Source organism: Photobacterium sp. GSS17, assembly GCF_028621875.1.
GTDB classification, from domain to species: Bacteria; Pseudomonadota; Gammaproteobacteria; order Enterobacterales; family Vibrionaceae; genus Photobacterium; species Photobacterium ganghwense.
On the sequence record NZ_CP117517.1, the window covers coordinates 2,425,874 to 2,452,392 of the forward strand.

At 51.2% G+C, this 26,519-nt stretch carries 22 protein-coding genes and 1 other annotated feature (1 of these 23 cut by a window edge); of the genes, 9 read left to right on the plus strand and 13 right to left on the minus strand.

What is annotated here, in order from left to right:
• Positions 1-189: 189 nt before the first annotated feature.
• The 3 genes from nrdA to PGW97_RS10825 are packed head-to-tail and all read left to right on the plus strand — an operon-like array spanning position 190 to position 3,952.
• Positions 190-2,454 (plus strand): class 1a ribonucleoside-diphosphate reductase subunit alpha, encoded by a 2,265-nt coding sequence (gene nrdA / locus PGW97_RS10815; protein ID WP_047883341.1) that lies wholly within the window; start codon positions 190-192, stop codon positions 2,452-2,454.
• Positions 2,455-2,501: 47 nt separating this feature from the next.
• Positions 2,502-3,635: a class Ia ribonucleoside-diphosphate reductase subunit beta gene (gene nrdB / locus PGW97_RS10820; RefSeq protein WP_047883609.1), complete on the plus strand. Its 1,134-nt coding sequence runs from the start codon at positions 2,502-2,504 to the stop codon at positions 3,633-3,635.
• The gene (locus tag PGW97_RS10825) at positions 3,632-3,952 is read left to right on the plus strand and encodes a 2Fe-2S iron-sulfur cluster-binding protein (RefSeq protein ID WP_047883340.1); all 321 of its coding nucleotides are present in this window, start codon (positions 3,632-3,634) and stop codon (positions 3,950-3,952) included. The genes nrdB and PGW97_RS10825 overlap by 4 nt, the downstream gene beginning before the upstream one ends.
• A gap of 193 nt (positions 3,953-4,145) precedes the next feature.
• Here PGW97_RS10825 and PGW97_RS10830 read toward each other — a convergent pair whose 3' ends face one another.
• The 4 genes from PGW97_RS10830 to PGW97_RS10845 all read right to left on the minus strand — a co-directional run bounded on the left by PGW97_RS10830 (position 4,146) and on the right by PGW97_RS10845 (position 8,302).
• On the minus strand, positions 4,146-4,784 hold the full coding sequence (locus PGW97_RS10830; RefSeq protein ID WP_273857309.1) for a LysE family translocator: 639 nt from the start codon (positions 4,782-4,784) through the stop codon (positions 4,146-4,148).
• A 210-nt stretch (positions 4,785-4,994) separates the two neighbouring features.
• Complete coding sequence (locus PGW97_RS10835; protein ID WP_273857310.1) at positions 4,995-5,753, minus strand: GNAT family N-acetyltransferase; 759 nt, start codon at positions 5,751-5,753, stop codon at positions 4,995-4,997.
• A 194-nt stretch (positions 5,754-5,947) separates the two neighbouring features.
• Positions 5,948-6,766, minus strand: a complete 819-nt coding sequence (locus PGW97_RS10840) for a PhzF family phenazine biosynthesis protein (RefSeq protein ID WP_217393026.1) — start codon at positions 6,764-6,766, stop codon at positions 5,948-5,950.
• Positions 6,767-7,054: 288 nt separating this feature from the next.
• On the minus strand, positions 7,055-8,302 hold the full coding sequence (locus tag PGW97_RS10845; RefSeq protein ID WP_273857311.1) for a CinA family nicotinamide mononucleotide deamidase-related protein: 1,248 nt from the start codon (positions 8,300-8,302) through the stop codon (positions 7,055-7,057).
• 541 nt (positions 8,303-8,843) lie between these two features.
• On the opposite strand from PGW97_RS10845, the gene tyrP reads away from it, so the two are divergent.
• The gene (gene tyrP, locus PGW97_RS10850) at positions 8,844-10,052 is read left to right on the plus strand and encodes a tyrosine transporter TyrP (RefSeq protein WP_047883335.1); all 1,209 of its coding nucleotides are present in this window, start codon (positions 8,844-8,846) and stop codon (positions 10,050-10,052) included.
• Positions 10,053-10,364: 312 nt separating this feature from the next.
• Positions 10,365-12,323 (plus strand): putative bifunctional diguanylate cyclase/phosphodiesterase, encoded by a 1,959-nt coding sequence (locus tag PGW97_RS10855; protein ID WP_047883334.1) that lies wholly within the window; start codon positions 10,365-10,367, stop codon positions 12,321-12,323.
• Between the two features lie 111 nt (positions 12,324-12,434).
• Here the strand turns inward: PGW97_RS10855 and PGW97_RS10860 are convergent, their stop codons facing one another.
• The 3 genes from PGW97_RS10860 to cysB all read right to left on the minus strand — a co-directional run bounded on the left by PGW97_RS10860 (position 12,435) and on the right by cysB (position 15,508).
• Positions 12,435-13,163: a sulfite exporter TauE/SafE family protein gene (locus PGW97_RS10860; protein WP_273857312.1), complete on the minus strand. Its 729-nt coding sequence runs from the start codon at positions 13,161-13,163 to the stop codon at positions 12,435-12,437.
• Positions 13,164-14,351, minus strand: a complete 1,188-nt coding sequence (locus PGW97_RS10865; RefSeq protein ID WP_273857313.1) for a methyltransferase — start codon at positions 14,349-14,351, stop codon at positions 13,164-13,166. It abuts the gene before it with no gap.
• A 182-nt stretch (positions 14,352-14,533) separates the two neighbouring features.
• The gene (gene cysB, locus PGW97_RS10870) at positions 14,534-15,508 is read right to left on the minus strand and encodes an HTH-type transcriptional regulator CysB (RefSeq protein WP_047883331.1); all 975 of its coding nucleotides are present in this window, start codon (positions 15,506-15,508) and stop codon (positions 14,534-14,536) included.
• 282 nt (positions 15,509-15,790) lie between these two features.
• On the opposite strand from cysB, the gene PGW97_RS10875 reads away from it, so the two are divergent.
• Both PGW97_RS10875 and miaE read left to right on the plus strand, forming a co-directional pair.
• Positions 15,791-16,552, plus strand: a complete 762-nt coding sequence (locus PGW97_RS10875; protein ID WP_047883330.1) for a hypothetical protein — start codon at positions 15,791-15,793, stop codon at positions 16,550-16,552.
• 137 nt (positions 16,553-16,689) lie between these two features.
• The gene (gene miaE / locus PGW97_RS10880) at positions 16,690-17,484 is read left to right on the plus strand and encodes a tRNA isopentenyl-2-thiomethyl-A-37 hydroxylase MiaE (RefSeq protein ID WP_273857314.1); all 795 of its coding nucleotides are present in this window, start codon (positions 16,690-16,692) and stop codon (positions 17,482-17,484) included.
• Between the two features lie 133 nt (positions 17,485-17,617).
• Here the strand turns inward: miaE and topA are convergent, their stop codons facing one another.
• On the minus strand, positions 17,618-20,251 hold the full coding sequence (gene topA, locus PGW97_RS10885; protein WP_217393022.1) for a type I DNA topoisomerase: 2,634 nt from the start codon (positions 20,249-20,251) through the stop codon (positions 17,618-17,620).
• 605 nt (positions 20,252-20,856) lie between these two features.
• On the opposite strand from topA, the gene PGW97_RS10890 reads away from it, so the two are divergent.
• Complete coding sequence (locus PGW97_RS10890) at positions 20,857-21,102, plus strand: YciN family protein (protein ID WP_047883327.1); 246 nt, start codon at positions 20,857-20,859, stop codon at positions 21,100-21,102.
• Positions 21,103-21,184: 82 nt separating this feature from the next.
• Here the strand turns inward: PGW97_RS10890 and PGW97_RS10895 are convergent, their stop codons facing one another.
• Positions 21,185-21,619 (minus strand): DUF805 domain-containing protein, encoded by a 435-nt coding sequence (locus PGW97_RS10895; RefSeq protein ID WP_047883326.1) that lies wholly within the window; start codon positions 21,617-21,619, stop codon positions 21,185-21,187.
• A 9-nt stretch (positions 21,620-21,628) separates the two neighbouring features.
• The gene (gene sohB / locus PGW97_RS10900; protein WP_273857315.1) at positions 21,629-22,687 is read right to left on the minus strand and encodes a protease SohB; all 1,059 of its coding nucleotides are present in this window, start codon (positions 22,685-22,687) and stop codon (positions 21,629-21,631) included.
• A gap of 104 nt (positions 22,688-22,791) precedes the next feature.
• Here sohB and PGW97_RS10905 point away from each other — a divergent pair, with 104 nt between their 5' ends.
• Complete coding sequence (locus tag PGW97_RS10905; RefSeq protein WP_047883324.1) at positions 22,792-23,553, plus strand: YciK family oxidoreductase; 762 nt, start codon at positions 22,792-22,794, stop codon at positions 23,551-23,553.
• Positions 23,554-23,633: 80 nt separating this feature from the next.
• On the opposite strand, the gene rluB is transcribed toward PGW97_RS10905, so the two are convergent.
• The 3 genes from rluB to rnm all read right to left on the minus strand — a co-directional run bounded on the left by rluB (position 23,634) and on the right by rnm (position 26,381).
• A complete protein-coding gene (gene rluB, locus PGW97_RS10910) occupies positions 23,634-24,644 on the minus strand; it encodes a 23S rRNA pseudouridine(2605) synthase RluB (RefSeq protein WP_047883323.1) in 1,011 nt (336 codons plus the stop codon).
• 226 nt (positions 24,645-24,870) lie between these two features.
• Positions 24,871-25,491, minus strand: coding sequence for an L-threonylcarbamoyladenylate synthase (locus PGW97_RS10915; RefSeq protein ID WP_273857316.1), 621 nt, complete (start codon positions 25,489-25,491; stop codon positions 24,871-24,873).
• Positions 25,488-26,381: an RNase RNM gene (rnm, locus tag PGW97_RS10920; RefSeq protein ID WP_273857317.1), complete on the minus strand. Its 894-nt coding sequence runs from the start codon at positions 26,379-26,381 to the stop codon at positions 25,488-25,490. Before rnm ends, PGW97_RS10915 begins: the two co-directional genes overlap by 4 nt.
• A gap of 125 nt (positions 26,382-26,506) precedes the next feature.
• Positions 26,507-26,519 (plus strand) — a sequence feature (Trp leader region); it runs 81 nt beyond the window's last position.

Consider the following 26,519-nt stretch of genomic DNA (forward strand, 5'->3'; position numbering starts at 1 on the left):
GTTAAAAAATACCACCTTGCATTACCCCATTATCATCACTATCTTGTAACTCAAATAGCTCAACACCCCAATATATAGTGTTTGTAACGATTGGCTGAAACCTAACAAAGATCACACTCTTTGTTCACGTTCGTGCTAATTTTTGCAAAACTCCCTGTTTTGGGCTGATATCCGGGAAAACGACCAAAAATGAATCAACAGCTCACTGTTACCAAGCGTGATGGACGCAAAGAAAACATCGATCTGGAAAAAATTCACCGTGTGATCACCTGGGCCGCTGAAGGTCTGGAAAACGTCTCGGTCTCTCAGGTCGAACTCAAGTCTCACATTCAGTTTTACGACGGCATCAAAACTGAAGACATCCACGAAACCATCATCAAGGCAGCAGCTGATCTGATCTCGGAAGAGACACCTGATTACCAGTACCTGGCTGCACGATTGGCTATCTTCCACCTGCGTAAGAAAGCCTACGGCCAGTTTGAGCCACCAGCACTGTACGACCATGTCACCGGTCTGGTTGAGAAAGGCAAGTACGACAAACACCTGCTGGAAGACTACAGCAAAGAAGAACTTGACCTGATGGATACCTACATCGATCACTGGCGCGATATGAACTTCTCATACGCAGCAGTGAAACAGCTGGAAGGTAAATATCTGGTTCAGAACCGTGTCAGCGGCGAAATTTACGAAAGCGCCCAGTTCCTGTACATGATGATCGCGGCGTGTCTGTTCAGCAAATACCCACGCGAAACACGTCTGGACTACATCAAACGTTTCTATGACGCGGTATCTCTGTTCAAAATTTCACTGCCAACGCCAATCATGTCTGGCGTGCGCACCCCTACTCGTCAGTTCAGCTCTTGTGTACTGATCGAGTGTGATGACAGCCTGGATTCTATCAACGCCACAGCCAGCGCCATCGTGCGTTACGTGTCTCAGCGTGCCGGTATCGGTATTAACGCAGGCCGTATTCGTGCTCTGGGTTCTGAAATTCGCGGCGGCGAAGCGTACCACACCGGTTGTATCCCATTTTACAAGTACTTCCAGACCGCGGTGAAATGCTGTTCTCAAGGCGGTGTACGCGGCGGCGCAGCCACCCTGTTCTACCCAATCTGGCACGGCGAAGTGGAATCACTGCTGGTGCTGAAAAACAACCGTGGCGTGGAAGAAAACCGTGTTCGTCACATGGACTACGGCGTACAGATCAACAAACTGATGTACACCCGTCTGATCAAAGGCGACAACATCAGCCTGTTCTCGCCATCTGACGTTCCTGGACTGTACGATGCGTTCTTCGCTGACCAGGCAGAATTTGAACGTCTGTATGTGAAATACGAGCAAGACCCAAGCATCAAGCGCAAAACAATCAAAGCCATTGACCTGTTTTCACTGCTGATGCAAGAGCGCGCCTCAACCGGCCGTATCTATATTCAGAACGTTGACCACTGTAACACGCACAGCCCGTTCGACCCGTCTGTTGCACCGATTCGCCAGTCAAACCTGTGTCTGGAAATCGCACTGCCGACCAAACCACTGAACAACGTGGAAGACGAGAACGGTGAAATTGCCCTGTGTACGCTGTCTGCGTTCAACCTGGGTGCCATTGACTCTCTGGATGATCTGGAAGAGCTTGCGGACCTGACCGTTCGTGCCCTGGATGCCCTGCTGGATTATCAGGACTACCCACTGCCGGCGGCGTTCCGTGCAACCATGAACCGTCGTACCCTGGGTGTGGGCGTTATCAACTTCGCTTACTACCTGGCTAAACACGGCGTTCGCTACTCAGACGGCAGCGCAAACAACCTGACACACGAAGCGTTTGAAGCCATTCAGTACTACCTGCTGAAAGCGTCTTTGGGTCTGGCTAAAGAACAAGGCGCGTGCCCGGCGTTTAACGAAACAACGTACGCTCAAGGCATTCTGCCGATTGATACTTATAAGAAAGATATCGACAACATCTGCTCTGCAGAACTGCGTTACGACTGGGAAGCACTTCGTGAGGAAATCAAAACTCACGGCCTGCGCAACTCGACACTGTCTGCCCTGATGCCTTCTGAGACATCATCGCAGATCTCAAACGCGACCAACGGCATTGAGCCTCCTCGCGGGTACGTGTCAGTAAAAGCGTCTAAAGACGGTATCCTGAAGCAGGTAGTGCCTGAGTACACCAAGTACAAAGACAACTACGAACTGCTGTGGAACATCGGAAGCAACGACGGTTACCTGCAGTTGGTGGGTATCATGCAGAAGTTCATCGATCAGGCGATCTCTGCCAACACCAACTACGACCCGAGCAAGCAAGCAGGCGGCAAAGTGCCAATGAAACTATTGCTAAAAGACCTGCTAACAGCGTATAAACTCGGCGTGAAAACCTTGTACTACCACAACACTCGTGATGGTGCATCCGATGCCCAAGGTGACGTTGCAGACGACTGCACAAGCTGCAAAATTTAAAAGTTAGATGAATGGGAGCTTCGGCTCCCATTGATGTTGAGGATAAGATGGCATACAGCACTTTTTGTCAAACCAATAACGATCAAATGAAAGAGCCGATGTTTTTCGGCCAGTCAGTTAACGTTGCTCGTTATGACCAACAAAAATTTGAGATTTTTGAAAAGCTGATCGAAAAACAGCTTTCCTTCTTCTGGCGTCCGGAAGAAGTGGATGTATCCGGTGATCGCATCGATTTCAATAACCTGCCGGACCATGAGCGCCACATTTTTATCAGTAACCTGAAATATCAGACCCTACTGGACTCCATTCAGGGCCGCAGCCCGAACGTCGCACTGCTGCCAATCGTGTCGCTTCCTGAGCTGGAAACCTGGATTGAGACTTGGTCTTTCTCTGAAACCATTCACTCGCGCTCTTACACCCATATCATCCGTAATATCGTGAACAACCCAAGTGTGGTCTTTGACGATATCGTGGATAACGAGCACATCATCAAACGTGCGGGTGACATTTCTAAATACTACGATGACCTGATCAGCGCCACCAACGACTACCACCGTCTGGGTGAAGGTACGCACACCATTAATGGTAAAACCGTCGTCGTCAACCTGCGTGAGATCAAGAAGAAACTGTACCTGTGCCTGATGTCTGTCAACGCACTGGAAGCGATTCGCTTCTACGTCAGCTTCGCATGTTCTTTTGCCTTTGCCGAGCGTGAGCTGATGGAAGGGAACGCGAAAATCATCAAGCTGATCGCCCGTGACGAAGCCCTGCACCTGACAGGCACTCAGCACATTCTGAACCTGCTACGTACCGGCCAGGACGATCCTGAGATGGCTGAAATTGCCGCTGAGTGCCATGAGCAGTGTTTCCACATCTTCAAAGATGCGGCCATTCAGGAAAAAGAATGGGCAGAATACCTGTTCAAAGACGGTTCGATGATTGGTCTGAATAAAGACATCCTGTGCCAGTACGTGGAATACATCACGAACCTGCGTATGGCGTCTGTGGGTCTGGAACATGCCTTCCCGGGCGCGACGCAGAACCCAATTCCTTGGATCAACTCCTGGTTGTCTTCTGACAACGTTCAGGTCGCCCCACAAGAAGCTGAAATCAGTTCCTACCTGGTTGGCCAGATCGACAACGATGTCAGCGCCGACGATTTGGGTGATTTCGAGCTATGAGTCAAATCACCATCAAGGTGAATGGCATGAAGGTTCACGGCAACAGCCGTGAGCCTTTGCTCATCCAGCTGGAGCGCGCCGGATTGCGTCCGGAATTCCAGTGCCGTGACGGTATGTGCGGTGCTTGTCGCTGCAAACTAGCTGCCGGTGCGGTTGATCAGAAAGACAGCATGGCGTTTATTGCCCCCAATGAGATTCTGGCTTGTTGCGCGATTCCGAAATCCGGGGTCGAAGTTGAGTTCGCCTATGATATTGGCGAAACAGAGCAGGAAGACCTGACTAAAAACACGCTCTCTGGCACTGCCCACCGCTCCTGATCCCAACCCCTAATCAAGTTTGCCTCTCCGTTTAGGCTATTTCTCAGACAGGGCTATGTCTCAGATAAAACTTTGCCGCAAACAAGGCTAAATCACAGACCAGGCTGTATCGCAGACCAGGCGCTGCCAATGAAATCTGTATTTTGCAAATATGTGCTCTGCAAATCTGTGCTCTGCAACAACAACCGCCACATCAAGCACTTTGGCTCAGAGCCAGCTTGCACCCGAAATACACAAACAACCCACCTGCCAGTTTATTCAGCCAGACAGTAAATGCCGGATTGTGTCTCAGACGGGCCCCGAGTCTGGATGATGCCCAGACCAGAAACAGGCTCCAGAGCAGACTGTTCACATTGAAAATCACCCCAAGCAGAATAAATGACCAAGCCTTCTCCGTTGCATCAGGCGCGATGAACTGAGGCACAAAAGCCAGGAAGAAAAGTGCCACTTTCGGATTCAGTGTGTTGGTAAGAAAACCCTGAAAATAGATGGCATTAAGCGGCATGCAAGCCGAGCCATCATTTAATGGCAGCTCCGGTGACGCATGGCGGGCACGCAACATGCCAAAGCCGATATACAGCAGGTACAGGCAACCGATGACTTTCACCACCGTAAAGGCAGTGGCCGAAGTAGCCAGCAAAGCCGATAGTCCCAACGCAGCTGCCAGAACATGCACCATTACCCCGGACGCAATTCCCAATGCCGCTACCGTCCCGGCGCGCCAACCTTGATGCGCACTGCGCCCGATAATATACAGCGAGTCCGGGCCCGGCGTGATGTTCAGCGCAAAGGCCGTAATAATAAACAATCCCAGTTCTGTAATGCCGTCCATGCTCTTCCTTTCGCTCTGATTAGTCTCGCACTCGAATGAATCATTTTTACACTTTGAGTATAAAAGTTTGCCCTGACCAAACCTGAATACAATCGTTGTTTTTCTCTGGCCTGGCGTTGTCTGGTGTGAATAGCCTCTCTCTGGCAAACGACATCCGATTCCGCAATCATCAATCGCCCGACCTAAGAGATACACGCTAAGAGATACACCCTAAGAGATACACAAAGTATTTTGCATCCGTAAAACTACAACAGGACACCCCTGTACTGACACCACTTGTCTGCCCACGATATCAAACTGGCAGGACTGATACAGACGAATCGCCTTATGGTTAGAGGCTGTCACACAAAGGCTTATAGTGCCTATACCTAATTCTGCTGAACAGACTTCAGTAACCTCATTGTCAGAAACCCGTTCTTGGGACACATCACACCCGCTTTCACCTGACTGCGTGATACCGGAGTGAGTAACCCCAAAGTTCGTGGGAACAGAATAATTCGCAACCGCCTCCGGCGTTGCAGACAAGGTGGCCGAAGTAGCCGAATCAGAATAGCCTCGTGGCAGAGAAAGTACATACTTCAGTAACTGCCGGCCAATACCTTTACTCTGCCAGCGTGGACAAACATACAGCCAGCCAATATGCACGCCTTGGGGTGAAACAGCTTTTTTATGAGGGGCTTTTTTGTGACGAGCATTATCAGAAGAAGAAGCAATGTCATGCCGAGTTGCTGTCTGCAGAGGTTGGTTGCCCTGCGCTTCCAGGGTGATAAACCCCACGACCTGCTTGTCTCTCTCACAGACAAACACATCCGAGGCGAAGAACTGGCGTCTGGCAGGCAAATTGTCCTGCAGCGGCAAAATCACCAGTTCCTTTTCGGCAAACGCTTCACCGGCAAACTCAGCCGGCTTGCATTGCAGGTAGATTTCAGTGACCGATTGCCAGTCGGTTTGGCGATAACGTCGAATCATAAAACGGGACTTAAATTCCTTTTCACGCCACATAAGAAGTGGGTAGCAGACTTACCGTTTATGCCATTCATACTGCCATTTATGAAATCGAAAACATGTCCTCACAGACATCGCTTCTCTAACATAGTATCCGGCCATCATTTCCCGGGCGCAATATGTTCGCTGCTTGCTTGCTTGCTTGCTTGCTTGCTTGCTTAGCATGATGGCAACATCAACTGCCCTTTCAATACGGTTACCGCTTGCCCTGACAGCTTGACCCTGTTGTCGTCGCAGAGCGTCATGGTTACCTGACCGCCTCGCGCGGAAGCCTGATAACCGCTCAGAGTTGTCGAATCCAGCTTGTTCCCCCAGTAAGTTGCCAGCGCACAATGCGCCGAACCGGTCACCGGGTCTTCATTCACCCCCACCCAGGGAGCAAAATACCGGGAGATAATATCCGTCCCCTCCGCGGCACGTGCCGAAATCAGCACGCTGCGACCGGGCAACTGCTTCAAGGCAGAAAAGTCGGGTGACAAGGAACGCACAATGGCCTCATCGCTCACTTCTATAAAGTATTTGGTATCGAACAAACCCGATGCCACTACCAGCGATTCTGTCAGTCCCAATCCGCTCAGCAAGGCCTGAGGAAGTTGCGCGGAGGTATCCACCTCAGTGGCAGGAAAGTCCATCACAATGTCATTGTCACTGACCGTTACCCGCAAAACTCCGGACAAGGTGGAAAACGCGATCGTTTCCCCTTGTTCAATGCGTCCCAGCTCTTTGAGGACATGCGCCACAGACAAGGTCCCGTGCCCGCAAAGTGCAACCTCCACCTCTGGTGTAAACCATCGCAGGCGCATGTCATGCAGGAACAGAAAGGCGGTTTCCGAGACCGCCATTTCTCTGGCAATGGCCAGCATCAGCGCCTCATCCATGTGATGAGTGTACTCGGGCGGAATCAGACACACTGCCGCCGGGTTGCCTTTGAATGGTTCAGAGGTAAAAGCATCGACCTGAAAAACATCAAGATTCATGGGTATATCCATATTGTTTAGGGTGCAGCGTTTAAAACACTGCTGCGTCAAAGTATTGCGCTCAGACAAAGTTCATCGCACAACAAAACATCGCATAACAAAACAGAGAGCAATAAAACAGAGCGCAACAAAAACGGGGCTCCGCATAAGAGCCCCTTCGTACGGTCAGCATTTGTCATTTTTTCGCTACATTTACAATCTGGCGAGAATGTACTCCGCTGTGACACTGATGCCGGTTAACCTCTGCCGCTAAACGACTGCAATAAAACTGCTGCGATTAAACTTCAGCTATTGTGCACTCTGCTGTTGTACTTTGCTGTCCAGGCGCTGAAGCGATTCTGAATGACCAAACACAGGTTGAGCGTTCAGCCAGCGCCGCAGCATATCCAGCATCAGGGTCGAGATAACATGGCGGAAAGACTGATGATTGTACCGACGTTTCGTGGTCACCTCTTGCGACCAGATACCATCAGGGGTCAGCAGGGCAACCGCAATCTTTCCATCGCAGATTTTGCCTGAGGCCAGCACCAGTTGGGCACCACTTTGCTCCGCTGCCACCTGTGCCATCGACTCCACATCCAGTAATGGTTCACCATCTGAAAGATCACAATCTGCATCTGCCGGCCCTGATGATTCGCCAAACACCCAGCTTTGCTTCAGGCGCATCTGTAACGTGGGTTGTTCCTGCAGCCAGTTCACCACAAAACCCCCGGTGCCTTGTTCGGCAAGAGCCAGCGAATAAGAGGTCGCAGCCAGCTTTTCTTCCAGTAGCGCCAGCAACGGCTGATCCATCGACACGACGTTCTCACCCAAACGTTCACTGATGGCTTGTTTTACCGTACCAGCCTGCGGGTGAAGACGTGGACAGAACACTTTGACTTCGATAAACGGCAAAGCTGACCGGTAACCCAGCTCGAATTCCTCCGGCAACGGCAGAGACTGCAGAGTCTGGCCAATACCCGACTCGGATAACCCGAAGGTATATAAGCGGTGACAATCTTTGGCGAGGTTCTCCGGGAAACGTTTTTTCAACCTTGGCAAGATCTGCTCATGAGCCATCTTTTTAAATTCGCTGGGCACACCCGGGGTGAAAAACAGCCAGGCCCGATTGAGCCGCATCGCGAACCCGCAGGCGGTGCCAATCGGGTTATCCAAAATTTCCGCCCCTTCCGGCAACATCGCTTGTTTCAGGTTTGTTTCCGGCATTTCACGGCCAAGTTCTGCATATTTAGCTTGCATAGCCGCTACCCAGGAGTCAGACAATTCCAGCCCGACATTCGCTGCAATCGCAGCGGCCTGATTGGTAAGATCGTCCGTTGTTGGCCCTAATCCGCCGTTAACAATCACAACGTCCGCCGTCAGGCTGCAATGCTCAATTTCTTTTACCAGCATGTCCAGTTGATCCCCCACCGTCGTACGGCGGGTCATCGCAAAACCCTGCTCAAAAAACAAACGCGACAACCAGGCTGCGTTTGTATCTGTAATATCTCCGTGCAGTACCTCTTCACCGGTACTGATCATCACTACCTGTAGCATTTTGTCCCCTACATGCTGATTTACGTTCTGCCTGAACGTTATGGTCTGCCTGAACCATGGCCGAAACGACAGCGGCCAGTCCATCGCTTTAATTTGCCATTGGGTGTGTTCTCATCTTAATTCGCTTTTCTATCTATCTCACTCTTTTTTCCCTATCTCATTCTGTTCCCTGAGTTTTTTTCATTCGAACACGACGCTTCCATACCCTCATTCAACTTACCAACCACTCAAGTGTAAATCTTAATTTACACAAAGATAAAGTAAAGTTGACAGCCAGATATCATAAGGATAAGGTACACATACAAAACCAAACCTTACCCTGAGTAAGAAAACCGCAATTTACAACTAAAAAGCAGCGTCGAAGTATGGAAAACCACCAGATGAACACTTGCTATCGATAGCCACAACGGCTTAGACAGGTGTAAACAAAAATAAACACCCTGAACGCGCCGTTGTGGCCTCCTTACATGCAGGAAGTCACCGCAGGTGTAAACACTTCCTCCCGAACCGCTAAATCCTTTTTCTGGGAGTGATCCATTTAATGTCCATGAATAAAACATTCGGCAGTATGCTGATTATTGCCGGTACAACCATTGGTGCCGGTATGCTTGCCCTTCCCCTGGCTTCAGCCGGACTGGGGTTCACCACTGCCACGCTGATCATGTTCAGTATCTGGCTGCTTATGACTTACACAGCATTGCTGATGCTGGAAGTTCACCAGCATGCCGATCCGTCAGCAACCCTGAATTCCCTCGCACATCAGCTGTTGGGCCGTAAGGGCCAGTTACTGGCCAGTTTCGCGGTGGTGTTCCTGATGTACTCACTGTGTGCGGCTTACATTGCCGGTGGCGGTGATCAACTTAATGAGAAACTGAACTACTGGGCCGGATTAAGTATTTCTCCGCAAAGCAGCGCCGTGTTGTTTACAGTAATTATTGCAACTATCGTCGGGGTCGGGACACATTCTGTCGATTTGGTGAACCGTGTCCTGTTTACACTTAAAGTCGTTGCCTTGGTAGTGATGTTGGGCCTGCTGGTTCCCAACGTTGAGGGGGGACATCTGGTGAACATGCCGGTAGAGAAAGGTCTGGTCATTTCTGCCCTGCCTGTAATTTTTACCTCGTTCGGCTTTCACGGCAGTATCCCGTCGATTGTGCGCTACATCGGTTTGGATATGAAATCACTGCGTAAGGTGATGATTTTTGGCTCGTCCCTGCCGCTGATCATCTACATTTTCTGGCAGGTAGCCAGCCAGGGGGTGATGAGCCAAAGTGAGCTGATGGCGAATAATTCTCTGGGTACTTTTATCGGTGCACTGAGCGAAATTCTGCACAACCCAATGGTCAGCCAGTCTGTTTCCGTGTTTGCCGACCTGGCGCTGGCCACATCTTTTCTGGGTGTGAGTCTGGGGCTGTTTGACTTCATCGCGGACAGCTTTGGCAAAGGTCAGAGCAAGAGTGCCCGTCTGCAAACCGCACTGATCACCTTTGTACCACCACTGTGCTTTGCCCTATTTTACCCACAGGGCTTCATTATGGCGCTGGGTTTTGCGGCGATTGCCCTGGTCATTCTGGCGGTGTTCCTACCGGTCGCCATGGTGACAGCACAACGCAAGCAACGGGGTCAGGAAGATGACGCCTACCGGGTGGCAGGCGGTAAACCGGCGCTGCTGCTGGCGGCAAGCGCCGGAGTGCTGATTATCTCCTCACAGCTGCTGCAGATGGCTGGTCTGCTACCCGCTGTTGGCTAACCGGTTAAAATGAGACCTGTATAATTAACCAGGCAGCTGCTTCTTGCAGCTGCCTTTATTTTATCTGGCGATTCAAAAATACAATTTGATACTTTTTAGTCATACCCAAGCTAGGGTTTATCGTTCAAAATAGTCACTTATTTATATAAAAACAGTGATCAGCTATCGATTTTTTTGCTGACTTTCAAGAAATAACACAGAATAATTCATTATTCGTGAATTAGCATCACGCTTTCGTAGTGAGCACATACTTAACATCCTGTTTTTAATATAGTATTTATCAACTATCACAATAATTTATATAGCTTGGTGATGAATCGTTCTTTTTCTCTTTTTGAATACCTTCAGTCGCCTGTATGGGTATTCGACATTCACCAAAAACGTATTCTTTGGGCAAATTCTGCCGCCTTGCCTTTATGGGAAGCGACCTGTCGAGAAGAGCTGGTATCGCGCGACCTTAGCCGGGATATGTCAGAGGCGGTGAATGCCGTGCTCGACAGCTACCTGAAATGTTTTGAAGAGGGTGAAACTGTCAAAACCTGGTGGTATTTCTCCCCGAACAACATTCTCAAGAAAGCGCTTTGCTATTTTTCCGGCATTCCATTAGAAGATGGTCGCATCGGAATGCTGGTTGAAGTCATTGCCGAAGAATCCAGTTTGCGCCGCGAACTGGCGTTTTCCAGTACCTCCAATTTAGCCCTGCTGTTTGCCGAAGATGGCGAACTGGTCAGTGCTAACAACACATTTACCCACGCTTTTGGCGATCGATTACTCAGCCTGGAAGGATTTCTGGGTGACAGTCAGTTAGCTCTGGAATGGCTGGCCAAAGCCAAAACCGAAGGCAACTTGAAAACCAAAAAGTTGTGCTGGACCGGCAAAAATCATCACTGGTTCAGTATTGATGGCAAGTGGCTGACAGACAAACACCAACTGCTGCTTAATCTGGTTAACATCAGCCAGGAGAAAGAGCAGCTGCAAAAAGCCAAATACAATGCCGAACATGATTTTCTGACCGGCCTGCTGAACCGCCGCGGTATCACTAACGCCATTACCGAAAACCAAAACAACCAGCACCCTTACAGTCTGCTGTTTCTGGATATTGACGGGTTTAAAATGGTCAATGACACCTATGGCCATGCCATTGGTGACAAACTGTTGCGGGCCATTGCCATCCGCCTGAAGGACGAGGTCAAAGATGATGGCCTGCTGGCGCGGTTTGGCGGTGATGAGTTCATCATTCAGGTCGAGCACCGTAATATCCGCCAGCCTTCGTTGTTTGCCCAGAAGCTGATCCGCGCCCTGAACCGGCCGTTTCACCTCAAAGAAGTGGGCGAGCTCTCAATCGGATGCAGCATTGGTACTTCGGACTTCCCGACAGATGCCAAAGATATTGAAACCCTGATCACTCAGGCTGACATGGCGATGCACCGCGCCAAGCTCCGGGGTCGCAACCGCAGCCATCATTTCTCGCCGGATATGGCCGATGCCCTGTACCGGAAAATGACCCTGCGCCATCACCTGACGCTGGCTCTGGAAGCGGAAGCTTTTGAGCTTTACTACCAGCCGATTGTTGATATGACGACCCAGCAACTGAAAGGGTTCGAGGCGCTGATCCGCTGGCACGATGAAGAACTGGGACAGGTTTCCCCGGCCGAATTTATTCCGCTGGCAGAAGAAACCGGCCAGATTGTACCGCTCGGTAAGTGGATCCTGAAGACCGCTTGTAAGCAGTTGTCAGTCTGGCGCGAGAAGTTCGGTAAAGGCTTTATTATGAGCGTGAACCTGTCACGGGCTCAGCTCCAATCCAGCCTGGCTCCAACGATAGAATCGCTGTTACTACGCTATAACATCCCGCCATCGCAACTTGCCCTTGAGCTGACAGAATCAACCATGCTGCAGGAATACGATGATGCCAAGCAGTGCCTGGATGATCTCGCGTCGCTGGGTCTGGAGCTGTATCTGGATGATTTTGGCACCGGCTATTCATCCCTGTCTCAGTTGCAGGATCTGCCAATCAGCACAGTTAAGCTGGATCAAAGCTTTGTGCAAGGCGAGCACAAAGGCAGCCAGGCGATTATTGAAGCTACCCGTGCAATTTGTGAGAAACTGGATCTGCGTGTTGTTGCAGAAGGAGTAGAAACCCAGGAGCAGCTGGACTACCTGAAGTCCTGCCGGTTTGATTACTGTCAGGGCTATTTCCTCGGTCGTCCAATGCCGGCTCATGAGCATGAAGAACGCAATTTCACGCTTCAGCATACGGCAGTGGTCTGACTTTCAGCCCAGCTAAAACCGACTAAAAAGGCCAGTGCATTGCACTGGCCTTTTGTATTTGGCTCGGTAACACCAACGCATGCTGCAGCATTGATGCTTCCCCGTCATTATTTACGCCATTTGTGGTGACAGTCCCTGCCAGATAGCAATCACTCCCGAAAATGAGCACAAACCAAGCAGGGCAAACCGCAACCACTCCGCTTTGATTAAATGCTGAATCCGATACGCAAACCAGGTCGCCAGAATCGGCGCAGGTAAAATCATCAGCGCATACTTCAGGTGCCACCAGCTAAAATGTCCCGTCGCCGATAACGTGATCAGTGACAAAATACAACTGAACACAAAATACCCGGCCAGATTAGCTCGCAGACTACCGGCTTCGGCATGTTGCAGTACCAGCGCCATCGGCGGACCACCGATTGATGTGGTGGTGCCCATCAAACCGGAAGCAAAACCAGCCCAGAATAAGGATGTCGAGGTCGGCCTAATCCTCACTTTCAGTACACTGATAAATACGGCAATCAGTACCCCTGCGCCCAACACCAAAGCCAATGCTTCAGCGGAGATATACAGCAACAACGCGCCGGCGACCAGCGTACCAGGCACCCGCCCGACAAATGCCGCCCCCAGCCCTTTCAGAGAAATCATGGCCCGGTACTGCCACATGTTTATCAGGGCCAGAACCAGCCCCACAAAGGTCACCGTACCAGGCACAAATCGAGGTTCAAAAAAGTACACAATGGGGGCTGCGACAATAGCCATACCAAAACCCACCGTGCTTTGGACAAAACAGCCCGCCGCTAAAGCCAAGGCGCAGTAAATCAGTGTACTTGTGTCCATTTAAGGTATTCTCTCCGCATGAATAAGAATATTACGTGGTGTGATCGGCTTGTCGCAGAAAGTACCGACGCTTACCCGATAACCCGCTTCTTCCATAAAGCACGCCCGATCGTATACCAGCCACAACTCGAGCGGACGACGAAACACTTGCTGCACCAACTCCAGGCGTTCCACCCAGTGATAGCGCTGCTCTCCCTCATTCTGCCAGACCGCAAAATCAATGTTGCCCGGCAATGGCAATTGCTTTTGCCCGGCAGCCCAGCGGCAGAAGGCTTCAAAGCCTTCATTCAGTAATGCTTTCTGCACGTTCGGCACTGGCAGATAGCTGTCCTGACCGCGGATGTTCCTTTGCAGGCTGTCAAACCCGAGGCGGTAACTCACCTCAAGAAAACGCAGGTTTCTCACCCGGTTGCCTGCGGTGACCGTTTCCTGCAAGGGCAGTTTTAAATCCTGCTTTGACAGCGATAACTGGCTGTTGCGCGCCACGGCCGACATCGGCTCATAGGCATGACCACGAATCAGGTGATAACAACAGGGAGACACACTGACGGCCTGCCCCTTTTTCCGGGCCACCCGTGACAGCAATGACACATGGAGATCGCCGCAGGCATGCAAAGCCACCGCATGCTGCTCCGGCACAATATACTGCTCACTGTCCGCGGAAAACGCATCGCCCTGTACAAACGTCATCGGCAACTTCAGCTTATGTGCCGCAGCCTGACCAGCCTCGCATAATCCAGCTTGCCATTCTAAACTCGTCACCGGCATAAGATGGCTCGCTGCCAGCACCCGCCCCAGAAAGCCTTTTCCGGCGCACCATTCCAACCAGGGCAGCCCTAACGCCGGCATTGCGCCATTAAAAGCTTCCAGCTGCTGCCATTTCCTTCCTGGTACACCGGCGTCCATCCCCCGGGGTAACGGACGGGAGACCTGCGGCAGGGATTCCAGCTCACTTAACGCCAGCAGCGCTTGCGCTTCAGGGATCCACGGTGACAGTGCCCGGGCAAGTCGTTCAGGATCGTCCCGGTACAGCTGAAGATCGTCATCCTTCAACTGAACGAGCCACTGGTACATCTCCGGATATGAGTGCTGCCACTGCCCCGGCGGTGTGGCGAATGGCAGAAACTGCCAGTAATCGCAGGTCGCAGTCAGAAGGCTATCAAGCTGTTGGAATAACGGGATGTACATCAGTATCTCTTGCCAGGGTCAGGTAAAACCTCGCAATTATATACTAATCCTGGGAGGTTGAGCAGAAAGAGAGCCTGTCTCAACAAGAAAGAAAAACAAGATTTAAGGGAGTAAGAGCCCCGGGGAAAGACGAACTGAGAGGGTATTGCAGGGTAGCCTCTGCCACCCTGCAAATCGCGCGATTAGCGGACCGGAAGCTCCATATTGGCAAACAGCGCTTCAATTTCGGCGTTGGTTTTCAGTGCAACCGCCTGATCGACCACATTACGGGTCAAATGCGGGGCAAAGCGCTCCATGAAGTCATACATGTAAGATCGCAGGAAGGTCCCTTTCTTAAAGCCGATCTTCGTCGTGCTGGCTTCAAAAATATGGCTCGCGTCAATCGCCACCAGGTCGCTGTCCGTCGCCGGATCCATCGCCATGCTGGCAATCACCCCAACCCCGATGCCTAACCGAACGTAGGTTTTAATCACATCGGCATCTGTCGCGGTAAACACAATTCTTGGTGTCAGACCGGCACGATTAAAGGCACTGTCCAGTTCTGAGCGACCGGTAAACCCAAACACATAAGTAACCAGCGAATACGCCGCCAGATCGTGAATGGTAATCTCTTTCTTCTGTGCCAGCGGGTGATCCGCACGCACCACAATCGAGCGGTTCCAGTGGTAGCACGGCAGCATGATCATGTCCTGATACAGGTGCAGCGCTTCGGTGGCAATCGCAAAGTCAGTAGTCCCTTTCGAGACCGCATCCGCCAGCTGGCTCGGCGTCCCCTGATGCATGTGCAGGGTGACTTTCGGGTAACGCGCAGTAAAGCCCTGAATAACCGCAGGCAGCGCGTATCGCGCCTGTGTATGCGTCGTGGCTATGTTCAGGGTGCCCATTTCTGGGTGGGTATGCTCACCGGCAACGGCTTTGATGCTTTCAACTCTGGACAGAATATCGCGGGAAATTTTGACGATTTCTTCCCCCGCCGGCGTCACTTTGGTCAGGTGTTTGCCGCTGCGCTCAAAAATCTGGATACCCAGCTCGTCTTCAAGCAAGCGAACCTGTTTACTGATTCCCGGCTGAGAGGTGTACAGGCTCTCAGCGGTTGAGGAGACATTAAGGTTATGATTAACCACCTCAACAATGTATCTTAACTGCTGTAATTTCATGGTACCGCCTATTCATAGTCCATTATATCAATGCACCCATCTATGACTTAATGTTATATAACTTATTAGATTCTTTTCCTAGTGTTAGATGATTTTTCACCGGCGAATAGTCAAGTTTTCTGCAGATGTGAAACCCATTCCAGCCTGCCAGACAAAATTTGTCCGCCTCCATCACCGTTAAGCCCGGTTTTACTTAGCAAAAATAGCCACAACGCTATGACCCCTTTACGAGATAGTGTATCTTATGAGGCTTAGTGTCAGCATGGACGGTCTATCTAATTTATGAGCATGCCACTGATTATAGGCTTAGTGGGCTTATTACTGGTGTTAATCATTGGATACAACATCATTATCCAGTATCGCCAGAAACTGCAAAGCAGCAAACAGCAGGAACTTGCCAAATACATCGCAATTATTGATGCAACCGAAGATTTGATCGGCAATGCCCATCACTTGCCTTACAGCAAAGAGCTGTTGGTTTGCCTGAATAAACGGATTCTGTATTCCCTGCAGAGTATGCTGGATACCGATCCATCCGATAAATCACTGCCGCAACGCATTGATAATGTGGCCGAGCAAATCCGCCAGTTACAGGACAACTATTCGGCGTCAGATGTGGCCACGTTTAAAGTCCCGAGTACGGACAAACAGGCGATTGGCATGTTACAGCTGGTCAAACGGCTGAAAACGGTCATTAAGAGTGAGCACAGTAAGGGGCGCATGCCGACACAGTCATTTGTGGCGGAAAATGCACGACTTGAAGGGATCCAGCTGCGTATTAACATCGAAAATGTGATTAAGCGTGCTAACGATGCCACGGCCAAACGCCAGTTGGGTACCGCCAAACAGTTGCTGAAGAAAGGTCTGGACGTACTGGCAACGAAAAACGACAACTATGCGAATCAGGCTCGTGAAAAGCTCCAGCAAATGCTTGCGGATATCGACAGCAACCAGAACCGCAATCAGGAGCAACAGCGCCAACAACGGATCGAAAAAGATCAGGATGAGCTGGATGTTCTGTTTCAGCCGAAACGTAAATGGTAAGGTCATCGACCCTCAGCAAGACTCGCCAGAGGCCACCGCAAGGTGGCCTTTTTCATGGGGTGGCTAAGCTGCGCCAACACCACTTTCTTTGCTATACTGCGCCGAATTAATTTCACCAATTTCAGACAAGCAAGCCCATGAATACCACCGAGCGGATGATTGACGAGCTACTGACGCCAATTAAACAGTTCCTGCATTGTGAAACGCCTCAAGCCTGGATTGACGAAGCCCGTAAACCAGAGAACCAGACCGCATTGCTGGTCGATCACTGTAATTGCGAGTTGAAAGCCAGTCAGACAGCCATGTTCCTGATCCGCAAGTACGCAGTAGATGCTGAAAGCGGCAAGGCGCTGTTGGAATGGGCTAAGCCGTACGAAGAATTTGTGTATGGTATCCATCGCGACACCGCCGCCTTCCACGGCAAGAAAAATGGCCTGAGCGCAGAATTGAAGCCAAAAGCGGACTTTCCTTTCGGTGCAGAGCTTATCGACAAGATGGTCCGTCTGATCAAAGAAGAATTTCACCACTTTGAACAAGTGCTGGATATCATGGCTGCTCGCGGCATCCCCTACTCCAACCTGCGTGCCGGTCGTTATGCCCGTGGCCTGATGAAAGCGGTACGCACCCATGAACCTGCCACTCTGGTGGATAAGCTGATTGTCGGTGCCTACATTGAAGCCCGCTCCTGCGAGCGATTTGCCAAACTGGCACCGTACCTCGATGGCGAACTCAAGAAGTTCTACATTTCATTGCTGCGCTCTGAGGCACGCCATTATCAGGACTACCTAACACTGGCCGAGCAGATCGCCGGTTGCGATATCACTGATCGCATCCGGGCAATTGGCGCAAAAGAAGCAGAGCTGATTATCGGCGACGACCCCGACTTTCGTTTCCACAGCGGTGTACCGGTAACCAGTGACATTGCCGCCTGAGCCGTTTCACAAAAGTGTGCACAGCCCTATTCACTGTAGATTTTTGGCACAGGATTCATTGACACCGTTTTAATTGGCACTGCTTCAGAGACAAAAAAACCGCCTTTATCGGCGGTTTTTTTCGTTTTCAGACTCAACTTTCCTTGGTCTTTTTACGCTTGTCGGTCACTTCCCATTTTCCGTCAATGTACAGTGCCGTCCAGCCCGTCGGCTTGCCGTCATCCTCAGAGCGAACATAGTTCTCTTTGGTTTTACGACTGAAACGCACCACTGTCGGACGACCATCCGGATCATGCGTTGGCGCTTCTGTCAGGTAATGGAACTTCGATGACAGACGATCCTGGAAGCGCACCAGCTCTTCCACCAACGGCGCACGGGTTTCACGCGATTTCGGGAACGTGCTGGCTGCCAGGAACAAACCGGATGCCCCGTCACGCAGTACAAAGTACGCGTCAGGATCCTGCGAGCATGGCAGCTCTGGCAGGTGAACCGGATCTTCCTTTGGTGGCGCCACTTCGCCGTTCTTCAGAATCTTACGGGTGTTCTTACATGACTCATTGGTACAACCCATGTATTTACCGAAACGACCGTTTTTCAGCTCCATGTCCGAGCCACACTTGTCACACTCGATAACCGGGCCTTCGTAACCCTTGAGTTTGAACTCGCCTTTCTCAACCAAGTAGCCATCACAGCTTGGGTTATTACCACAAACATGCAGTTTACGGCCCTGATCAATCAGGTAGGCATCCATCGCGGTGCTACATTTCGGACAACGTTTCTTCGCACGCAGCGCGGCAGTTTCAACGTCTTCTTCCAGAACGTTCACGATCCCTTCTTCGTCACCCAGGTTGATCGTTGTTTTACAACGCTCCTTGGGTGGCAAAGCATAGCCGGAACAGCCCAGGAACACCCCGGTTGAAGCGGTACGGATACCCATTGGACGGCCACAGGTCGGACACTCAATATCAGTCAGAACAATCTTGTTCGGCTTCATGCCGCCTTCATCTTCTTCCTGCTCGGCTTTTTCCAGTTCAGCAGAGAAATCATTGAAGAAGTTGTCCAGCACCTTCTTCCAGTTCGCTTCACCTTCAGCGATCTTATCCAGGTTGCCTTCCATGCGAGCCGTGAAGTCGTAATCCATCAGATCCGCGAAGCTTTCGCTCAGACGATCCGAAACGATCTCACCCATTTTTTCAGCATAGAATCGACGTTGGTCAACACGCACATAGCCACGATCCTGAATGGTCGAGATAATAGACGCGTACGTCGACGGACGACCAATACCGCGCTTCTCAAGCTCTTTAACCAGTGCCGCTTCAGTAAAGCGAGCCGGCGGCTTCGTGAAGTGTTGTTTCGGTTCCAGCGACTCTAGCTTCAGGGTATCTCCGACACTAACCATCGGCAGCGTAGTGTCTTCATTTTTACCCATCGGGCGCTGAACATGCGTCCAACCCGCAAAGCGCAGGGTGCGGCCCTTGGCTTTCAGAGTAAAGTCACCTGCTTCCACCGTAATGGTGCTGGAATCGTATTTAGCCGGAACCATCTGACAGGCGACAAACTGGCGCCAGATCAGATCGTACAGTTTCACCGCATCCGCATCCATCCCTTCCAGATTCTCGGCTTTAACAGCCACATCGGACGGACGGATCGCTTCGTGCGCTTCCTGTGCATTTTGCTTACTGCCATACACATTCGGTTTACCCGGCAGGTACTGCTCACCGTATTCACTGGTGATGTATTCGCGTACCGTCTCAACCGCTTCTTTCGACAGGTTCGTCGAGTCCGTACGCATATAAGTAATGTAGCCCGCCTCATACAGACGCTGAGCCAGACCCATGGTGCGCTTCACCCCGTAGCCCAAGCGCGTACTGGCCGCCTGCTGTAGCGTCGAAGTGATGTATGGCGCAGAGGGTTTGCTGGTTGTCGGGCGATCTTCACGATCCACCACGGTATACGCCGCTTTTTCCAGCAGCGATTTTGCCGCCATGGTGTCAGCTTCGTTTTCCGGACGGAAGGTTTTACCCGCTTGCTGAGCGACCATCAGACGCAGCGCATCCTGACCGGCAGTCAGCGTGTTCGCGTGAATATCCCAGAACTCTTCCGGAACGAACGCCTTGATTTCACGTTCGCGTTCAACAATCAGCTTAACCGCTACCGACTGAACCCGTCCGGCAGACAAACCACGGGCCACTTTTTTCCACAGCAGAGGCGAGACCATGAAACCCACGACGCGATCGAGGAAACGACGTGCCTGCTGAGCATTCACCCCATCCATGTTCAGTTCACCAGGCTGTTCAAACGCCTGCTGAATCGCATTTTTGGTGATCTCGTTGAAAACCACTCGTTTATAACGTTCATCATCGCCGCCGATGATCTCACGAAGGTGCCACGCAATAGCTTCTCCTTCGCGGTCCAAATCGGTCGCGAGATAAACGCAGTCAGCATCAGCCGCCAGCTTTTGCAGTTCAGTAACGACTTTTTCCTTGCCCGGCAGGATTTCGTACTGCGCATCCCAATCGTGGTATGGGTCAACACCCATTTTGTTGATCAGTGCTTTCTGTTCTTTTTCTTTTTTAATACGGGCTTTGTCTTCCGCACTCAGCCCTTTGGTTGTAGTGGCTGCTGCTTTTTTGCCCGTACTCCGCGCACCGGTCGGCAAATCACGTACGTGACCTACGCTTGACTTAACAATGAAGTCCTTGCCCAAGTACTTATTGATCGTCTTCGCCTTGGCTGGGGACTCCACAATAACGAGAGATTTACCCATAATAATTCTATTACGTCCTCGTGCTTACAAAATTCAAAATAAAACAAATAGTTGCACGCTTAAAAACCTGAATAGCACGGCAACGTTGATACGCCAAACTGATTAAGTAACTATTCACATAGTGAGACCCGAACTGGGTGGAGGACACTGTATAGATAAGTAGTTACGTAATGTAATTGGTATTTACATATTGGGCTACAATCCAAGAAGGTCAACTGGTTTTTAACAAATCGGGTTTGTTTGGTTGTCCCTTCCCCACTTGTTAATAGCCCGTTACACAAGCCGGAAACCGAATTTTTCCTCTTCACGAGAACGAAAAATCACCGTTTTCCCTCTTTTATATAGTTCATGTCAGTGCAATACCTTAACGGGCGCTAATCATTACCACCTCATCAACAATTTGACTATAAAAAACAGCGGATCTTTGTCGTGGCTCACAGAATTTGAGCATTTCAATCACTTAGCGACCTACTCTTTCATCACTTTTGCAATAACCATCATATAAACAAGGATTTGTAATCCGATGTCGGTTTCAATACACTGAACGCGTCTGTACCGGCCTGCCGGGACAACAAATTGCTCAATTTACCCACAGAGACATTCCCATGAGTCAAAAAAAGTCAATTTCATCTACCGACCTTCTGATGATCGCCAACCAACTGATTCAGGACCATGATGCTTACCAGGAAGGTATGCGAGCCACCTCCGTTGAGGAGCGCGACGGAGTGCTGGTGTTCAAAGGGGAATATTTCTTGGACAGCAATGGACTGCCAACGGAAAAAACGACGGCTGTATTCAACATGTTCAAATATCTGGCCCACCAGCTGTCGCCGGAATTCACCCTGGAATAATCCATACAGACCAAAAACAGCAGCCCCGCGAACGGGGCTGCTGTTATCGTCTTTTCAGTGCTATAGCATACCGGACCAGCCGTTACATCTCGATGGTCACTGAATCTTTCTCCGCCTTGTCAGACGGCTGCCCTGAGGATGGTGTACCCGAAGATGGCGGTGCACCCCGCCCCTTTGGATCCGGACCGTACTGGTTTGGCCCGGCAGTGCCGTCCAGAATACCCAGCTCGATAATCACAAAAATAGGGCCAATGACCGGCAGGAAGGTCAGAATGATCCACCACGCGCTTTTATTGCGATCGTGCAGACGTTTGACATTCAATGCGGTGGAAGCCCAGGTCACGAAGCCCATTATCACCAATGATAACGTTTCGAGCAGCGGATTCTGGCTGAAGTTCTCCGGAGACGTATAGAAAAACACTGGCATGATCATGAGCAGTACCGGGATACTGTACAACCAGTAATCACGCCGACGCATGCGCCCTTTAAAAGAGAATAGAGCCCATTTCTGGTTCATAGCCATCCCTTAAACAATCGGACGCTGACCGCGGCTGATCCACTTCAGCAGCAGATTGTCAGCAGCGTCACCGGTGGCACCAGCCAGTTTTTCTGCCAGCTTTTTACGCTGCACATAACGCACCTGCAGCACTTCACGCTCTTTGCAGGCATGACTGATAAAGTCATCGCTGGTACCGATTTCATCTACCAGACCCAGCTCAAAAGCCTGCTTACCAAACCAGTGTTCCCCCGTCGCCACTTTTTCCAGATCCAGTTCCGGACGGTGAACGGCAATAAAGGCTTTGAACAGCTCGTGTGTTTCTTCAATCTCACTTTGGAACTTTTCACGCGCTTTATCTGTATTTTCACCGAACATTGTCAACGTTCGCTTAAATTCACCGGCCGTAATCTGCTCGAACTCGATGTCGTTTTTCTTCAGCAACTTGTTAAAGTTCGGCAGCTGGGCAATGACCCCGATCGAGCCGACCACCGCGAACGGCGCCGAAATGATACGGTCAGCGACACACGCCATCATGTAACCGCCACTGGCTGCAATTTTATCCACCGCGATGGTCAGTTTAATGCCGGCAGATTTCAGGCGATCCAGCTGAGATGACGCCAGACCATAGCCATGGACCATACCACCGCCGGTCTCAAGACGCAGCAGGACTTCATCCCCTTCAACTGCCACCGCCAGAATGGCCGTTACTTCTTCACGCAGCGAGGTGACCTCTCGGGCATCCAGGCTACCGTGAAAATCCAGCACAAACAGGCGAGGTTCACGGGTTTGAGACAGCTCGCCGGATTTCGCAGCCTTTTTAATCTCATTCTGACGCGCTTTATTTTTCTCTTTGTCAGCCTTTTTCTCTGCTTTATCGCGTGCTTTCAGCAGAGGCTTATCGAACAAGTGGGATTCGAGTTGATGAACGGTATCGTTGTATTGCTCGGTTAAATCGGTTACTTCCAGCTCGCCCTTTGCGCCGTGCTGGCCTTTCAGTCCTTTCGCAATCACTAAAATACCGACAATTGCGATCACCACCGTGGCAATCTTGGCCAGGAAAAGCCCGTAATCAAACAAAAAATCCAATGTTGAGTCCTCATTTTTTGACGTCGCCCCATTGTAACCAAGTTGTCATTGGTTCGGCTATCGCAATACAATAGGAAAACGAAAAAACAATAAGGATGTAAAGCGTGGAGTATCAAATCGCCGACAACTCTCTGAAAGATAGAGTGATTCTTGTAACAGGCGCGGGTGACGGTATCGGGCGTCAGGCCGCAATCAGCTACGCAGCGCACGGTGCCACCGTGATTCTGCTGGGCCGAACCGTCGCCAAGCTGGAAGCGGTTTACGATGAAATTGAGTCGCTCGGCTACCCTCAGCCTGCGATTATCCCGCTGGATATGATGGGTGCGACTAAACAGCACTACATCGACATGGTGGAAACTATCGAAGGCCAGTTCGGTCGCCTGGACGGCGTGCTGCACAATGCCGGTCTGCTGGGCGTATTGAGCCCGTTTGACCAACTGGGCGAAGATACTTACGACGAAGTCATGCAGGTGAATGTGAAGGCGCAGTTCCTGCTGACTCAGGCGGTACTGCCGCTGGTGAAGAAGTCGCAAGACGGCCGTATCGTTTTCACATCTTCCACTGTGGGCCATCAGGGGCGCGCATTCTGGGGGGCATACGCCATCTCAAAATTCGCCACAGAAGGTATGATGCAGGTGCTGGCAGATGAACTGGCAAACACCAACGTGCGCGTCAACGCCATCAATCCGGGCGGTACCCGCACCGGCATGCGTGCCAAAGCGTTCCCGGCAGAAGATCCGAATCTGCTGAAAACTCCGGCTGATATCATTCCGCTGTACCTTTACCTGATGGGACCGGAAAGCAAAGACGTCAACGGCCAGTGCATTGATGCCCAGCCTAAACGCAAGCCCGGTGCTGCCAGCTAAGACGAAGCCCACCGTCGTCTGCTCTGAATGACAGGCATAAAAAAAGCAGCCAACCGGCTGCTTTTTTTCATATCTGGTACTTATTTACGTGTACGCGGCTTAGCCGGTTTGTTCTTCAGCGGATTGCGGCGGTTAGCTGCATTCCCTGACGGCTTGCGACGTGGACCATTGTTGCTTTCGCTACTTTCCACTTTGTTAGTGCGGGAAGAGGAACGACGCTGATCCTGACGGCGACGACCACCACGAGTTTCGTCATTCAGACGCTCTTCGTGACGACGCACGGCACGGCGGATCTGACGCACACCACGCTTACGCTTCTGACCTTCAACAGTCAGATGTGTCTCGGTTTCCGGCGGCAGTTCCACTTTCTCACGCAGGTAGTTCACTTCCTTCAGCTCAAGCTCCATCCATCCGCCGCGAGGCAGATCTTTGGTCAGGAAGATGTCACCGTAGCGAACACGCTTCAGGCGGCTTACGGTCACACCCTGTGAATCCCACAGACGACGAACCTCACGGTTACGGCCTTCGGTGATCACCACGTAGAAAGTGTGGTTCATACCCTCACCACCGGCGTAAACCACGTCTTCAAAACGGGCCATACCATCTTCCAGCTCAACGCCGCGAACCAGGTTACGCACCATTTCTTCGCTCACTTCACCGAAGACGCGCACCATGTACTCACGTTCAATGCTGCGGCTTGGGTGCATCAGGCGGTTTGCCAGTTCACCGTCAGTGGTGAACAGCAACAGACCTGCTGTGTTGGCATCCAGGCGTCCAACTGACACCCAGCGCCCGTCCGTCAGGCGTGGCAGACGGTCGAATACCGTACGACGACCTTCCGGATCATGGCGAGTACATAACTCACCTTCTGGTTTGTTATAAGCCAGTACACGACATACTTCATCAGAAGAAGAAACCAACTGAATCTTGTGGCCGTCAATACGAACAACAGAACTCAGGTCTTCCAGTCGGTCACCCAACTGTGCAACCTTGCCGTCCACACTGACACGCCCATTCTGGATCAATAATTCGACTTCACGGCGAGAGCCCTGGCCAGAACGCGCCAGTACCTTCTGTAATTTTTCACTCATTAGACAAACCTTTGTCGCCTTCACAGGCGTCGAAAATCATCACACTTTAAGCCATCTTAAAGCGACGGCGGATTATGCCAAAAGCTTAGCTCAGTTACCACCGAAAACACGGTACAGAGCGCAGGAAATCATCATTTTTCCCACCCTATGCAAATATGCCCCAAGCGGCCGACTGACTCCTGCGGGCGCTAAGCTGTTGGCGATTATCTGTTCAGCTGACGCCGGGTTACTCAAATGGCGTCGGGTCACCTGCACCCACACGCACGATTTCCATTTCATCGTTGCTGAAATCAATCACTGTCGTGGGTTGCTCACCCAGGAAACCTCCATTGATGATCAGATCCACTGCATGTTCCAGCTTATCGCGAATATCTTCAGGATCGGACTCAGTCACGTCACTTCCCGGCAAGATCAGCGATGTTGACATCATTGGCTCGCCCAAGGCTTCCAGCAGCGCAAGTGCAATAATATTGTTCGGCACCCGAATACCGATGGTTTTTCGTTTCGGGTTCATCAGCCGGCGCGGTACTTCCTTCGTTCCCTTAAAGATAAAGGTATATGCCCCCGGCGTGTTGTTACGCAGCAGGCGGAACGCCCCGTTGTCAACACGGGCATACAACGACAGCTCAGACAGATCACGGCACAACAGCGTAAAGTTGTGCTTGTCATCAAGGCGACGGATTTGACAGATACGCTCCAGTGCCGATTTGTTTTCCAACTGGCAACCCAGGGCATAGCCGGAATCAGTCGGATAAACAATTACCCCGCCATTGCGAATAATCGCCACGGCCTGATTGATCAGGCGGGTTTGCGGGTTTTCCGGGTGAACATAAAAAAACTGACTCATTCTTCCTCCGTTGAAAGTGTCCGCTCTTCCGACACTTCCTGTTCAATGCGCTTCTTCTCAACGCTCCAGTCCTGCCAGACTTCTGTCACCCCTTTGGGCTGCCACAGGTTGCGCCCGAGATCGGTCCAGGGAGAGACATAATGAAAATCAGAGCCTTGCGAAGCCAATAATTGAAATTCAATGGCATAATCGGCCAGCATGCGACGTTCCTGAGGGGATTGCTGCGGCAAGGCCACTTCCATCGCATCACCGCCGGCTTCCACAAAGGTTGTCAGCAGCCGTTTTAACCACTTGCCATTGAGTTTGTACCGTCCCGGATGGGCCAGTACAGCTTGGCCGCCGGCAGCTTGAATCGCCGCCACAGCCTCGGCAATCGAGCACCAGTTAGGCGGTACGTAACCCGGTTTATTGCGGGTCAGAAACTTTTTGAACACACCCTGCATGGTCTTGGCGTGCCCTTGCTCGACCAGCCATTGGGCAAAATGTGCCCGGGTCAGGGTGGCCCCATTCGCCAGCGCTTTTGCCCCGTCCAGTGCCCCGTGAATCCGGTTCTTCGCCAGACGCTCACCAATCAGCGCCGCACGGGCTTCACGACGTTCGGTCTGGGCCGCAATCAGAGTGGTGATTGCCGGGTGCTGCGGGTCGATATTCAGTCCGACAATGTGAATATCAAAATTTTGCCAAACTGTCGATATTTCAATGCCTTTGATAAGAGTGATTGGCAGATCACCCTCCAAAATCGCCTGCTCGGCCGCTTCCAGACCGGCTACCGTGTCATGGTCTGTAATGGCCAGCACATCCACCCGTTTTTCTACGGCCCGGAGCATCAACGCCTGCGGGGATAAACGTCCGTCTGACGCCGTGGTGTGGCTGTGTAAATCAAACAACATAAAATTAAGGCCTTGACATTACTTCTCTGAACTAGTTTACTAGTACGCAGTTAAACGCAACCAAATGCATCGCGTTAAGGATTATTAACATGGTACAGCAAATTCATCATCAACTCTGCGCTTTCTTCTCTTGGTGGT